This window comes from Streptomyces sp. NPDC045701 (assembly GCF_056432045.1).
This window is the reverse complement of sequence record NZ_JBWKJV010000075.1, coordinates 1-13226: the sequence shown is the minus strand read 5'-3', so window position 1 is coordinate 13226 and position 13226 is coordinate 1. Positions and strand designations below refer to the sequence as shown.

At 67.6% G+C, this 13226-nt stretch carries 11 protein-coding genes and 3 pseudogenes; 7 read left to right on the top strand and 7 right to left on the bottom strand.

Annotation, left to right across the window (positions count from 1 at the left end; translation table 11 throughout):
* Positions 1-594 precede the first annotated feature (594 nt).
* A complete protein-coding gene (locus tag AC07DW_RS31270) occupies positions 595-1101 on the bottom strand; it encodes a hypothetical protein (protein WP_478861031.1) in 507 nt (168 codons plus the stop codon).
* A 399-nt stretch (positions 1102-1500) separates the two neighbouring features.
* Between AC07DW_RS31270 and AC07DW_RS31265 the strand changes: the two genes are divergently transcribed.
* On the top strand, positions 1501-5157 hold the full coding sequence (locus tag AC07DW_RS31265) for an ALF repeat-containing protein (protein ID WP_478861030.1): 3657 nt from the start codon (positions 1501-1503) through the stop codon (positions 5155-5157).
* A 767-nt stretch (positions 5158-5924) separates the two neighbouring features.
* On the opposite strand, the gene AC07DW_RS31260 is transcribed toward AC07DW_RS31265, so the two are convergent.
* Positions 5925-6683: a restriction endonuclease gene (locus tag AC07DW_RS31260; RefSeq protein ID WP_478861029.1), complete on the bottom strand. Its 759-nt coding sequence runs from the start codon at positions 6681-6683 to the stop codon at positions 5925-5927.
* A gap of 500 nt (positions 6684-7183) precedes the next feature.
* Here AC07DW_RS31260 and AC07DW_RS31255 point away from each other — a divergent pair, with 500 nt between their 5' ends.
* Complete coding sequence (locus AC07DW_RS31255; RefSeq protein ID WP_478861028.1) at positions 7184-8212, top strand: IS110 family RNA-guided transposase; 1029 nt, start codon at positions 7184-7186, stop codon at positions 8210-8212.
* Positions 8197-8397, top strand: a complete 201-nt coding sequence (locus tag AC07DW_RS31250) for an XRE family transcriptional regulator (RefSeq protein WP_478861027.1) — start codon at positions 8197-8199, stop codon at positions 8395-8397. Before AC07DW_RS31255 ends, AC07DW_RS31250 begins: the two co-directional genes overlap by 16 nt.
* Positions 8398-8415: 18 nt before the next feature.
* Here the strand turns inward: AC07DW_RS31250 and AC07DW_RS31245 are convergent, their stop codons facing one another.
* Together AC07DW_RS31245 and AC07DW_RS31240 are read right to left on the bottom strand one after the other, a co-directional pair.
* Entirely contained in the window at positions 8416-8667 is a 252-nt protein-coding gene (locus AC07DW_RS31245; protein WP_478861026.1) for a DUF7660 family protein, read from the bottom strand.
* A gap of 398 nt (positions 8668-9065) precedes the next feature.
* Positions 9066-9227 (bottom strand): annotated as a pseudogene (locus tag AC07DW_RS31240) (IS5/IS1182 family transposase); the annotation flags it as partial.
* Between AC07DW_RS31240 and AC07DW_RS31235 the strand changes: the two are divergent.
* From AC07DW_RS31235 to AC07DW_RS31220, 4 genes and pseudogenes are all read left to right on the top strand, one after another.
* Positions 9224-9472 (top strand): annotated as a pseudogene (locus AC07DW_RS31235) (IS5 family transposase); the annotation flags it as partial. The pseudogenes AC07DW_RS31240 and AC07DW_RS31235 sit on opposite strands and share 4 nt — an antisense overlap.
* Positions 9473-9515: 43 nt before the next feature.
* The gene (locus tag AC07DW_RS31230) at positions 9516-9755 is read left to right on the top strand and encodes a helicase associated domain-containing protein (protein WP_478861033.1); all 240 of its coding nucleotides are present in this window, start codon (positions 9516-9518) and stop codon (positions 9753-9755) included.
* Positions 9756-9791: 36 nt separating this feature from the next.
* Positions 9792-9917, top strand: coding sequence for a hypothetical protein (locus AC07DW_RS31225; protein WP_478861025.1), 126 nt, complete (start codon positions 9792-9794; stop codon positions 9915-9917).
* Positions 9918-9971: 54 nt separating this feature from the next.
* Positions 9972-10508 carry a hypothetical protein gene (locus AC07DW_RS31220; protein ID WP_478861024.1) on the top strand — a complete coding sequence of 179 codons (537 nt, stop codon included), beginning with the start codon at positions 9972-9974 and terminating at the stop codon, positions 10506-10508.
* A 600-nt stretch (positions 10509-11108) separates the two neighbouring features.
* On the opposite strand, the gene AC07DW_RS31215 is transcribed toward AC07DW_RS31220, so the two are convergent.
* From AC07DW_RS31215 to AC07DW_RS31205, 3 genes and pseudogenes are all read right to left on the bottom strand, one after another.
* Complete coding sequence (locus tag AC07DW_RS31215; protein ID WP_478861032.1) at positions 11109-12032, bottom strand: ALF repeat-containing protein; 924 nt, start codon at positions 12030-12032, stop codon at positions 11109-11111.
* Positions 12033-12235: 203 nt separating this feature from the next.
* A complete protein-coding gene (locus AC07DW_RS31210; RefSeq protein WP_478861023.1) occupies positions 12236-12865 on the bottom strand; it encodes a hypothetical protein in 630 nt (209 codons plus the stop codon).
* A 28-nt stretch (positions 12866-12893) separates the two neighbouring features.
* Positions 12894-13226 (bottom strand): annotated as a pseudogene (locus AC07DW_RS31205) (RNase A-like domain-containing protein); the annotation flags it as partial.

Here is a 13226-nt window from a genome sequence, read left to right as displayed (position 1 = left end):
GCGGCGGTCAGAACCCACTGACCGTCGACCAGGGTGCCGGAGCAGGAGCGGGCGGCATCACCGTCGCCGATGTGGAGACGGGCGACGGACGCCTGAGTACCGGCGGAGGCGTTCGGGCCCGTGACGGCCATGGAGGCGGTGCCGTTGAGCACAGCGGCGCTTGCGCTGGCGGCCAAGACCATAGCCAGCACGGCGGGACGGGTGCGTCTACGATACACGGTCAGGATCTTCCTTTGTGGGACTGGGAAGGACGTATGCACCTCACTCAGGCGCATGGATAATTGCGGCATAGCGCCGAATCACCGCCGCGTGATCCCGCGAGGACGCAGGGGTATAGGGCAGCGTCACGGAGCAAGAGGTGGCACACCACGCGGACTGGCAGGCCCGCTTGGCATGCGTAACGGCAGCCATCAGCAGCGTCGCCACCGACGGTTCGTTACGCGCTCACCACAACAATCGACATTGGAGGGGGTGACGAGGTCGGCGCGAGGGAACTGGCAAGTACAGCGCCATAACGGTCACCATTAGTGTGATACGGGGACCAGGCAGGCAGTGATCACGCTGGGCTGCGCACTTGCACTCAAGGGGCTGACATCAGCCGGTAACGCGGATCTCAAGAAGAACGGACTGCGGCCCACCCTTGTTGCCCTCACCGACGCTTTCGAAGCCGCCCTTCGGGACGTCGACGGTGGTCGTCGAGCCATTCGCACTCAGTTCAGCGCTAATGGGGTGCTCGGCGGTCTCAAGGGCGAAGACACGCGGAAGTTCGAGGGTGACGTACCCGGACTTCGCAGTGGCATGGAAGCAATAGGCGCCCTGGCGGCCGGCCGCGCCATCTTTGACGGTGTGGACCTTAATCTGACCGGCAGTGGCGTCGCACTCCGCGAGCAGAATGCGCCCGTCACCCTTTTTCAGCATGATGCCCTGGGTAGCGAGAATTTTGGTCGCACCGGGGTATCCGTAGTCCTCCACTGCATACGGCAGGGGGTCGGCCGGAGCGAGGCCAGAAGGTTCATCAGCGACGGCAAGCGGAATGCCGATACCCGCGGCAAGGACGCCGACAATCCCCGAAATGAGGACGCTACGAGTACGGAAAGCCACCGCACACTCCTTTCAGAGACGACACCTGCATAGGCGCGGGCAGTCGCCATAAATTTACCGAAGAGTAATATCGCCAGCCAGCCTAACCTCCTCAATCACCGAAGGTCAACAGGATCTCCAAATTCCGCTTAACACTGTGTCGCATTTTTGCCATATGTAACATAATGCCCCGACCTTGATAGCCAATATTCGGACCCCCAAGGGGCCCCTCCATCACTATAACGGAGCACCTCCTTCCATTTTAGTTTCGTTCACCATTCAAATGATTCACGAGCGTTATGATCTGGTCTCTGATATCGGGCGTACGGCAACGCCCGTCGCCTCTAGCCGAGATGAGTGTCTGTGAATCGAATACTTAGTACGCCGCGGACGGAGGGGAGGGCTCGCAGAACGGCGCGTGTGCTGGTCGCGAGTCTGCTGCCGCTGACCCTTCTAATGGGGTTACTGGGAGGCACGGCGACTGCGGCCGACGACCCCCTGTCCGAGGAGAGCCTGTACAGCGGTCAGAGCGGCAGTCCCACTCCCCTCACCCAGCGCGGCCTTGTCGTGGATCTATGGAAGACCGGAGGCCCCGGCCTCAGGGCTGCCGCCGAAGCAGCTCTAACCGGCACGGACGCCGATGTGGCGAAACTCCTCTCCACCGCCCGGGAGATCGGCCACGAGGACAGTCGCGTCACCGCGGCCCAGCTCGCCGGCATCGGTGGCACACAACTCCTGGAAGCCGCCCGTGCGGCGCTCGGGGGCACGCCGGAGGACCTTGAATCGTTCCTGGCGTCCGGCTGGGAGGTGCCGTTGCAGCAGGACCAGCGGGTGAAGGTGGCGCAGGTCATAAGCATGGGCGGCCCTTCAGTCCAGGAGGCGGGACGGGCGGCGCTGAACGGTACCCCCAGGGACGTTGAGACATTCCTCGCCTCAGGCCAGTACACCAAGCGTGAAGAGGACAACCGGGTCAGACTCGCACAGATCATCAGTACCGGTGGACCCAACGTGAAGGCGGCCGGCCGGCTCGCCCTGAATGGGGCGCCGACCGACATCCAGGAGTTCCTGGACGTCGGCCAGTACGTGGCACGCACTCGGGATCAGGAGCGGACGACCGTTGCACAGTTGGCCGAGCAGGCCAGGCAGGCAGGCCGTCAGGCCGCCAAGGAGACCGAGGCCGCCAAGGAAGCGTCCGCTAAGGCGGTGAAGGCCGCCTCCATGGCGAAGGTAGCGGCGGACAAGGCCGCCAAGGAAGCCTCGCTGGCCCAGAAGGACTCGGTGGACGCTGCAGCCGCCGCAGGACGCGCGGCCTCGGCCGCCAAACAGGCGGCAAGCGCTGCCCAACAGGCCATCTCGGCCGCCAGCGCGGCTAACAACTCCGCCCGCGTCGCGGCGAGCGCCGCCTCCCAAGCCGCCGCCGCCGCCGCGGGCGCCGCACGCGCGTCCTCGAAGGCCCGCGGCGCGGCGGCGGACGCAGCTCGTGACGCTACGAACGCTGCCGCCGCCCGCAAGGCGGCTGAGGAGGCTCGCGCCGCCGCCAAGGGTGCCAACCTCGCAGCTGACGCCGCGGACGAAGCGTCCAAGGCTGCGGCTGCGGCCGGCAGTGCGGCGATTTCCGCCATAAGCGCGGGCGCGAACGCCGACGCGGCAGCGAACGCAGCCGTCAATGCGAGCACTTACGCGAATCAGAGCAGCGCGCAGGCCGCCGAGGCCCGCCGGGCCGCTGCTACCGCCAAGCGTCACGCCGCCGAAGCCAACCGTGCCGCGACTGCCGCCGAGGTCCTCGCCCGCAAGGCCGCGACCGCGGCGGCGCAAGCCCGCGATGAGGCCCGATCTGCCGCCGCGCACGCCAATGCCTCTGCGAAGGCGGCCGACGAGGCTGCTGAGCACGCAGGTGAAGCCGCACATGCCGCCACCAGGGCTACGTCGCACGCCAATGCCGCGACCGCTGCGGCCAACGCAGCGTCCAAGGCGGTGGCTAAAGCGCAGGAGATCTTCAAGCTCGCCCGCGAGGTGGAGGCCGAGGAGCTACTCGGGCGGACCAACGCGGGTATCGAGCAGGCGAAGGACGTAAAGCAGCAGGACGACGGGCGCAGGGCCGCCGCGGCTGAGGCGATCCGGGAGGCCAAGGAGAGGGACGGCGAGGCCCAGCGCTTGGCCGTGGCTGCGGCCCAGCCTGGAGCGGATGTGGCACAGGTCGCGGCCGACGGCCGCAAGCTCGCGCTCCTTGCGGTCAAGTACGGCGGTCCCTGGAGTCGCGCCGCCGCGGAGGTGGCGCTTGCCAGCCCGAATCCGTACATCGTCGACTACATTCGCACCGGCTGGCAGGAAGCTCGCTCGCAGGACGAGCGCTTCCAGGTCGAGCGGCTGGCCGAGGACAGCATGAGCAAGGCCGTGCGGGTGGCGGCCGAGAGGGCCCTGACGGGCGATGCGGCCACGGTCCACGCTTTTCTGACGAAAGGCCAGTACGAGGCGGGTGCCGAGGACTTCCGGGTCTTCATCGCCCAGGTTGCCTCGACCGGTGGGCCCATCCTGAAAGACGCGGCAAAAAAGGCGCTGGCGGCCGCAACCCCGGCGGTGTACCGGGAGTTCCTGCTCACAACGCAGCACACTGCCCGTACCGAAGATGAGCGGGTCAGAGCTGCCCAGCTGATCTCCTCCGGCGGTCCGGAGGTAAAGTCCGCGGCACGGATGGCCCTCGAAGGTTCACCGCAGGCGCTGCACGTCTTTGTCGCCAAGGGCCAGTTCATGGCCCAGCGCAAGGACGTACTCGCGGCAACCCACGTCGCGCAGGTCCAGCAGCTCATTGCGGAGGCGGCGGGGATCGCGGCCACCGCCCAGCAGGACGCCGCCAAGGCTCAGGAAGTCGCGGCACTCGCCCGCAAGGCGGCGACCGAAGCAGCCGAGTACAAACGGCAGGCGAGCGCGTCGGAGACCAAGGCCAAGGGGCACGCCGCCGAGGCGGGCCAGCATGCCAAGGCTGCCGAGGCGTCAGCCGCTCAGGCCGCCGAGTCAGCCAGGACGGCCCGCAAAGCGGCAACCGACGCCGATCGCGACGCGCGCGACGCCGCCGCGTCCGCCGCCACAGCGACGGTCTCCTCAGAGATGGCGCAGGCATCCGCGTCCATGGCCTGGTCGGCGGCGAACGAGGCCCGAGCGTCGGCCACCGCGGCCGGCAAGGACGCCAAGACAGCCCTCACAGCGGCCAAAGAAGCCTACTCCGTCGCCGTCAAGAAGCTGAAGGCGGAGGAGGACCAGCGCCGGAAGACCGCCGTCAGCGCCAAGGAGAAGGCGCAAAACGACGCGGGCGCCCAGGCGCGGGAAATCTACCGCTGTGGCTATGTAGGCTGCGACCTCTACTACACCAACCACCCACGCTGGTGCCAACACAACTGGGTTTTGTGCGAGATCAACGCTTCCGCCGCTGATTTCGAGTCGGCTATGCAGGAGCTCCACGAGGTCACGATGGCCCTGACCGGACTGGGCCAGTTGGAGACGTGCGCCGACAACCTCGACCTGGCCTCGTGCTGGCAACTGCTGGGGGACGTTACCGTCAAGTCGAAGCTCAAGTGGGTGGAGCAGTCGTACGAGACCCTGCGCAAGCTGTTCAAGGTGAACAAGCTCTGCAAGGCAGCGAGTGCGACGCAGCGGATCGCCGTGCAGCGCACCGCCTCCAGGCACGCCAAGGCGGGCAGCTCCAAGTGGGCCTGCGGCTCGTTCGCGAAGGGTTATGACGGCGACGGACTCATTATGGCCGACGCCAAAGACGGAGTGCTGGATATCGCCGTCGAGAGGAACGACAGCAAAACTAGGGGCTTCGAGATGTTCGACGATGTCATGGCCCACTACGGCCCCGACACCATTAAGGCCATCCGGGGCAAATGGGTGCCGGCCATGCCGACCAACCTCAACAAGTTCAATGAGTTGCTCCGCGCGGGTAAGACCCCGGAAGAGGCAGCCGCAGGGGCCTTCACAGGCCAGAATGCAGCCAGGTACGGGTTCACCAAGATCACAATTACGAAGACCGAGGGAGAGCCGGGGCACTATACGAATGTCGAGGCTATCTTCGAGAGATAGAAGGGATACAACCGTGGAAAGATCAGTGGAAAACATCCGGAGAATGGCGGCGGAAGGTTCCGGTTTTCTCGCGATAATCCAAGCACTCAGGGATGACAACACGTTCACGCTCACCCCGTTGCAGCTGGTGCGAGCTCTGACGGAGGCGTTCGGAATCCCTCTACAAGAAGCCCTGACCTTGCTGGAGGGCTTGGATCCTGACCTGCGGCCGCTTGCGCCAGAGGCTGAAGTAGACCGCAGAGCCGAGGCGCTCTTGTCGCGTTATGTGAAGCGAGCACCGTAAGCGCGCGTAGCGTTAAAACGGGCCGGTGTGGTCCGGGCCTCGGGCCCAGACCACACCGGCTTCGTGTTGCGGTTTCCTGAGCAGTTCTTGGCGTCGCCTTCAGGAGGCATCGGGCGCCAGTGTTCGCCGGAGCGCTGGCGCCACCGCCGGGAAGGAGCGGGATGATCCTCCCCGTTCCGGTGAGCGGCCAGCCGCCGTCCGCGTTGGCGGGTAAGGCGGCCATCGGTCAGCCGACCTGGCGCTGGTGGGGACAGCCGCTTGACGGTGCCAGGGACGTACTTCGGGACGGAGCCGAGCCGTGAGACGGTCATTGCTCTGGGCCGGGCCCAGGCCCGGCCCTCGTCACGTCGGCGCGTGTCCGCCATCGCGGGAACGCCGCAGCTGGCGGTCGGCTTCGTCGCCTCGCCGCCGTTCCTCCATGTGCCGCGGCTTGGCCTTGGTCAGAGTCCGGGTGGCCACGGCGACTACGGCTCGGCAGGTCAGCCTACGAGCCCAGCAGCGAAGGGGCGGAACCCGAACCCCCCTCCGACTCATGGACTCGTGAGGTGTTCCGGACGAATGCGCGAGTGACTCGCAGATGCGGTGACCGGCTCCTGCGAGGGTGAAGACGCAGCAGGTCACGTAGTGGGGTACCCGACTGTGCCCAGGTGCGCAGCCGGTCGCGGTCGATCCAGTGCACACGGTGCTGGTCTCCCCAGCGCTTGGCGTCCCGTGTGAAGCCACCGTTGGTGACCACGACGGCGATGTCCGCTCCGTGGACGGGGCCGGCGGTGCCCTTGACCTGGTACATGACGTGTGAGCCGACTTTGGCCGCCACTTTGGTGTGCTTGGCCTGGATGACGATCCAACCGTACTGGGGGTGCTGGCCGATGACGTCGGCGGCCTGATCGCCCTGCTGGCCGACTCGGCGGGCCGTCCAGCCATCCCGTATCAGCAGGTCCCTGAGTGCGAACTCGAACTGAACGTCGCTCAGCGCGTCGACCTGGGCGAGAGTCAGACGTAGACGTGCCAGACTCGCAGCACGTACACGGGCCGCCCGTGCCGAGCGCACCGCCCGGCCACCCGCAAGGACCAAAGCTGTGCGGGCAAGCAGGGCGAGGGCTGGCCAGGCCTGGACGGCGGCCGTCCAGGCGGCGGCAGCGGTCTTCACGAGCAGCGCCGCTGCGGCCACGGCGACGACTGCGGCCGCGGCCCACTCCCCCGCGTCCCGGGGCATGCGCGGCCTGGGTTGCCGCCTCGCCATCAGCGTGACGCCGGCTGCGAGAGGGATGGCGCCGGCGAGTGCGCCGGGGTATCGGTCGACTCACCGAACCCGACGACCTGTCCCCACAGCCAGACGCCGGCGACAATCGCAGCGATGCTCCAGCCGCTCATTTTCTTCCGGCCGGGAGCAGGCTTCGCCTGAAATGGCTGCGAACCCGGACATATCTCTCCGGTGCCTTGCCCGACATGCTCTGCCCTCCCCTTCAGCGCACGAGCCGCAGGTACGGCTCGCTTCCTGTCCTTGGGTGTAGCAGCGGGCACTGACATTGATGCTGATACTCAGGTTCCGGTGGTCGTGGCTCGGGCACTGACTGACGCCCTGCTGGGTTGTCCTCAAACTGTTCTGTCCGACCGCCGGGACCTGTTCTCATGGCTCCGGCCGGGCGGAACATGACCTGATAGGAGCCTGGCCGGAAGCCTCCTCAATGTCCTGTCTGCGCCCCCGGCCGGTGCCGCCACCGACTGGAAGGCGTCATCGACATGACATCAGCGGTCGCAACGGACACCGCGGACCGGTACGTTTTCGGTGGGGTCGACTCCCATGCCGATACTCTCCACGTCGCGGTCGTCAGCGATAACGGCGGCCACCTCGCGGACGCCGAGTTCACCACCACCGCCGCGGGATCCGCAGCGGCCCTCGCCTTCCTGAACGCGCACGGCCAGGTGATCGCGGTCGGCGTGGAAGGCACCTCGTCCTATGGCGCCGGCTTCACCAGCGCTGCCCGCTCCCACGGGCACCTGGTCGTCGAGGTCAACCGGCCCGACCGGGCCGAACGCCGCCGCATCGGCAAGTCGGACCCCATCGACGCCTACGCCGCCGCCCGCGCGGCCCTGTCGGGACGGGCCTCCAGCACCCCGAAGGACGCCACCGTCGCCGGCATACGCGCCCTGCACAACGCCGCCCGCTCCGCCGTCAAGGCGCGCACCGCCGCTCTCAACCAGATCACCCACATCCTCTTCGCCGCACCTGAGACCATCCGCGCCAAGTTCAGACACCTCACAGGGACGGATCGCACCGATGCCCTGGCACGTTTGCGGCCGGCCGGAGACGCGGTCCACATCGCTGTCCTCTCTGCACTCAAAAGTCTCGCCCGGCGCGTCAAGGAACTGACCGCCGAGCACGAAGAGCTGACCCGGGCCCTGGACCGCGAGGTCACTGCCCACAATCCCGGCCTGCGGGCCGCCTACGGGGTCGGCCCCGACACCGCCGCCCAGCTGCTGATCACGGCAGGCGGTAATCCCGAGCGAATGCGGACGGAGGCTTCCTTCGCCGCTCTGTGCGGAGCCGCCCCGGTTCCCGCCTCCAGCGGCAGGACCAACCGGCACCGCCTCTCACGCGGCGGTGACCGGGGCGCCAACGCGGCCCTCTACCGCATCGCCCTGGTCCGTATGGCCGGCAACTCCCGCACTCGTGAGTACGTCGCTCGCCAAACCGCCGCCGGCCGGACGAAGAAGGAGATCATCCGGCTCCTGAAGCGGGCATCGTCCGGGAAATGTTCCGCTGCCTGACCACCACAGTCACCGTCCCGGACACCGCGGACCTGCGGCCCCTGCGGCAGTCCAAGAACATCACGCTCACCGCTGCCGCCCGCCACTTCGGACTCTGGCCGACCGCCATCTCCAACCTCGAACGCGGCCTTCGCCGCGACGACGAACTCGCCAACGCTTATCGGGAGTGGCTCGACACGGCCTGACCGTTCAAAGTGGACGACTCACTCATAGACCGTGGCGGCCTGCAACGCTCTGGCCATGAAGGTCCAGTTTCCGCCGTCGGGAAGATCCTTCCCGACGTTCTGGTACCAGCCCGGTGAGTCATGCACCCATGCCGCCAGAGCCTCAAGGAAGCTGCCAAGGGTCTGATTCTCCCATTCGTGCCCATTGCGGAGAAAGTCTCGATGCAGCTCTTGCACGAAGGAGACCAGTTCGTCGCGGCTGCGGACTTCGCTGTCGGGAGTCAGTGACATGAAGTGAAAGTACCTTGCGTCTCGGTCGCGGAGCTCTTGACGATCAATAGGAGCATCACAACCAGCGGAACGATCAGCAGCCGGGGCCTGTCCAGAGCGAGAAGTGGACACCCTCACATGCGGCGTTCGATGCCATGCATTCGCACGCCGCTCACCAGGCCCGAGCCCCCGTTTCCGCCAGCGGAAGCCAATCGTTGTTGGCGGAGATGTGCCGAATCGTGGCCAGAACAGGCATGCATCAGGCCACCTACGGCCGCGATGAACCACGAGATCGAACTCTCCTGTTCGACATACGGCCACCGAGGCCACCACATGCAACATCGGCATGCCGACTGGCTTTCCAGCCATCCCTCAGGTCTTTGACGGATCGGGTCGGCACCACGCCAAAGTTGCCCGGCTCAGGTGGTGAGTCGACGGAAGCAGATGTGCTGCGCCGCTATGCCGACGAAGGCAAGGAAGTGTTCGGCCTTGCGTTCGTGGTGGCGGTAGAACCGTCGGCATCCGGCCAGCCAAGACACGGTTTTCTCAACTACCCCTCGATAGCGCCCTAGTCGCTCAGTTCAACGGGCTACTCCGCCGGCTGGTCCGGGAGGCCCGCAGGCCGGACGCAGAACCGAGCGCGTGCGTACTGGACGCACCAGCGCCTCATGGCGTCGACACCGTCGGCCTCCTCCTCGCGGTCTGTGTCACCGCCGCCAACGTCTCCGACAACACCGACGACATCCACCTGCTCTCTCACATCGCCAAGGCCCACCCTCAAAGCAACAAGGCCTGGGCCGACACCGGCTACCGCACCAAGACGATCGGCCGACCTCGCCGCCGACGAACCCGACGGCCACCTACCCCACATCGCCCCCGGCGTTCTGTTCGAGGGCGACGACCTGGGCAAGTGGCTTCAGCGGCAGAAGAACCCGGGCACGTGGGCGCAGCTGTCGACCGAACGGCAGCAGCGGCTGGCGAAGCTGGGCGTACAGCCCGACCAGGGCCCATCTCCCACCCCGGCGACCGCGCATGCGACGAAGGGCCCGAGCAAGGCACAGCAAGCGTTCCAACGCGGCCTGGCAGCCCTCACCCAGTGGATCGAGTGAGAAGGCGCAGACCGGCCCGTGCCGAGGAGCGCAGTGGTGATCTTGCCTGACGGGACCGAGACCAAACTCGGCATCTGGTACAGCAACACCAAGCAGAGGCGCGACAAACTCGACGCCCACCAACGCGCCGCACTCGCAAAGCTCGGCCTGGATTGGGCCTGACGCGGTCCAGCGCTGAGCCACAGCGCGCGACAGCTCTGTGCGCAAGGGGGGTTCATGCGGTTTGATCAGCGGATGTACGCACACATCAAGTTTCTGGGGCTGATGGCCGAGCTCTACGAGAACGAGTTCGAGGACTTCTCCCAGAGGGCCGACCACGGAGCCCATGAGGCCCAGGATGCGGGTCGAGGCGCTGATCATCTGCCCGGTGTGGGGGCCCGGGACACGCATCCCGACCCTGAACTGCGCCTTGGTGACCTCAATGATCACCTGGGCGTCGTCGCTGGGCATCTCGTTTTGGCCGACGGGGGTCGTCCAGATCTGCGCTTCGGCCTGGGCCGACGGCTGCTCGCCGCCACGGCCCGGAACAGCGGCCTGTGCAGAGTTGTCGATCATAGGGCTGGGTCCTCCAAGGCGGTGACCGAACTGCGCACCTTGCCCGACGACCTGGAGGCGTACACCGTGCGCTGGGACGGCGAAGAGATCTCGGTCTGCCAAGCGGATATCGAGGAGGTGGTCTTCCGAGCCCAGCCCGCGCCCGAGCGTCCCGCACACGGCGATGCTCCCGCCCCGACGCGGCCGCCTGAGGTGTAGCGCGAGGAGCGTGGCCACAGTTTCTACCCGGATCCGGCGGTACTGGCCGAGATCCCGAGGCTGTGGGAAACGGTCTTGAAGCCGCATGAGCACAAGGTGGTCGGGCTCCGGCACTTCTCTGCCTGGGGCGAGTGGTACGTCGTTGAGGTCGACACCGCGAGCGGCATGGCCTACGGGTGGTCGTGCCTGGGCAGTGACATGTCGCAGGGCCGGTGGGGTCTTATCGATCTTCCGGCTCTGGAGTCGGGTCGTCCGGATGGCGATCTGTCCCGGCTGGTCGTTCGCGATCTGGCTTTTACGCCCGCCGTCGCGGCGAATGTTCTGCCGGAGGGCCGTCCGCGGCTGCGTACAGCGGTCGTACAACCGCGACCGGCCCACGGCAGCCATACACACCGCGGCCTGCGCACCGCGGCCTGTGGCCCCGCAGCCGAGCACCGTGGCGTGTGCACCGCAATCGAGCACCGTGGCCGGTTCGCCGGACCCGGGCGGCCCGCGGCCGTCCGCGGCGGTCGGCCGGGAGCCCGCGACGCCGCGAGGCCCGCACTAGCCGGGTGCGGGCCTCGGAGGCGCACGGGGTGCCGGGCTGTTCCCGGCTGCCGCTCAGCGCTTGACGGACTTGGCGGGCTTCACGGGCGCGGGCTTCTTCGCCGGGGCCGGCTTCTTCTTTGCCGCCTCGTCCTTGGCACGCGCCTCGTACTGGCCGATGTCCAGGAAGTGGCGCAGCTCGTCCGCCGTGCCCTTCAGCGCCTTGGCCGCCGCGGCCTTGACCGCGGGACCGCCCGCCGCCTGGATGCGGGTGGCACGGGCGCGGTCGTCCGCGAGGCGCGCGGCGTGCTGGCCAGTGTCCAGGAAGGCCTGGATGGCCTGCTCGGTGCCGGCCTCCAGGGCCTGCCGAGCCTTCTCCTTGACCGTCGGTCCGCCCAGGCCGATGATCTGCGCGACGCGCACCCGGTCGTCCTGGAGACGCACCGCGTACTGCCCGGTGTTCAGGAAGTACCGCACATCGGCCGCCGTGCCGTCCAGCGCCTTGCTGCCCGCCTCCTTCACGCCGCGGCCGCCCCGGTGCATGATCTGGGCGACGAGCACCCTGTCGTCCTCGTGCTGCGCCCGGTACTGGCCGGACTCCAGGAAGTCGACGATGTCCTGCGGGGTACCCCTCAGCGCCTTCTTGGCGGCTTCCTTCACCGCGGGGCCGCCCCTGCTGAAGATCTGCGACACCCTCACCTCGTCGTCGACGAGGCGCTCCTCGTACTGTCCGGACTCCAGGAACGTCCGCATCTCCTCGGGCGTGCCGTTCAGCGCCTTCTGCGCCGCCTCGCGCACACCCGGCCCGGTGTAGGGGTTGGCCAGCATCTTGAGGATCGCGGCGCGGTCCTTCTCGGCGGGGGTCGGCTCCGAGGACGAGGAGGACGGCGCCGGAGCGGCCGGCGTCCCACCGTCGGCGGCGATCGCCGGGACGGCAAACAGGAGCGCGGGGGTGATGGCCACCGCCGCGACCATGGCCGGCACGCGGGTCAGCTTCATGTGCACCTACCAAATCTTGGGAATGATCTTCACATCATCTTCGAATACACGTTGATCTTGTGCGAATTCCGCTGCCGGGTCAAACGGGTTGCCAGGTTTCGGCCAGCGGCACCCGAGCATGCGCCGCCGTACCCGGCCGGAAGGCGCCCGGCCGGGTACGGCCCGCATGGTCACCGGCGGATGCCGACGGGGGCGACGGCCCGTCAGTCCACGAGGTGCCGGACGGCACCGACCACGTGCGGGTCGTGTCCGAACGCCGCGCTGAGGCGCTCCAGCCGCTCGTACGCCGCCGGAGACAGGCGTGAGCAGAACCGACCGGTGGCGCAGAGCAGGAAGCGGAACGCCAGTTCCGGGCGCACCGTCTCGGCGCAGCGCACGAGCACCTGCCGTGTCGGGACCAGCGGGGCGAAGCCCCACGGCTGCCGCTGGTCGAGCACGCCGACCATGTCGACGACGTCCGGCACGCACGCGGGGTATGTCGCACAGAAGCCCGGCGAGGCGCCGCGGGACCGCGCAAGAGGGACGACGAAGGACAACACCTCCTGGAGCCACTCCCGCTCCTTGCCCGGGGTCCCCGGAGCGCCGAGCGACATGTCCGTGGCGTACCACAGCAGGCCGATCTCCTCGCCGCTGAGGCCGGAATCCCTCCGTCGCAGGAGGTCCTCGATGAGCAGGAGGAGGGACGTCGGGTCGCCCTGCGTGCCGTACCGATGGGCGACGGGGTCCAGCGCGCTGTCGGCGTAGTTGCTCCAGTCGCGGTGGAAGGACGTGCTCAGGTCGGTCGCTCCGAAGTCCGATGCCAGGTGGTCCCGTACGGCCACGGGGTCGTGCATGGGTCGCTCCCTTACAGCGGGTAGGCGGTCAGCACGTGGAAGCCGCCGGCTTGTGGCCCCTCTTGATGGCCAAGGTCACCTTGAAGCGGTTGCTGATGGTGGAGCTGTAGTTGCCCAGGTGGTCCATGCTGTCACCCAGCGACCCGGTGCCGTACGTACCGGTGAGGGTGAGCTGCTGCTTCCCGTTGGGCTTGCCGGCTTCCGCGACCCACTTCCTGATCTCCTCCCCCTTGTCGGCGACGAGCTGGTTGACCGCCTTCTGGGCGAGGTCGGCGCTGGACCAGCGGGAGTTCGGCGTGGGCCGGCCGATCTTGCGGGTCTTCTTGACGGCCAGGTCCTTCATCTGCTGCTGGGTCACGTT

Bases quoted from the DNA above. Each gene is read 5' to 3' on its own strand.
- AC07DW_RS31260 (WP_478861029.1), bottom strand. From the start codon at position 6,683: ATGGCGAGGCGGCAACCCAGGCCGCGCATGCCCCGGGACGCGGGGGAG.
- AC07DW_RS31255 (WP_478861028.1), top strand. From the start codon at position 7,184: ATGACATCAGCGGTCGCAACGGACACCGCGGACCGGTACGTTTTCGGT.
- AC07DW_RS31250 (WP_478861027.1), top strand. From the start codon at position 8,197: ATGTTCCGCTGCCTGACCACCACAGTCACCGTCCCGGACACCGCGGAC.
- AC07DW_RS31245 (WP_478861026.1), bottom strand. From the start codon at position 8,667: ATGTCACTGACTCCCGACAGCGAAGTCCGCAGCCGCGACGAACTGGTC.
- AC07DW_RS31220 (WP_478861024.1), top strand. From the start codon at position 9,972: ATGCGGTTTGATCAGCGGATGTACGCACACATCAAGTTTCTGGGGCTG.
- AC07DW_RS31215 (WP_478861032.1), bottom strand. From the start codon at position 12,032: ATGAAGCTGACCCGCGTGCCGGCCATGGTCGCGGCGGTGGCCATCACC.
- AC07DW_RS31210 (WP_478861023.1), bottom strand. From the start codon at position 12,865: ATGCACGACCCCGTGGCCGTACGGGACCACCTGGCATCGGACTTCGGA.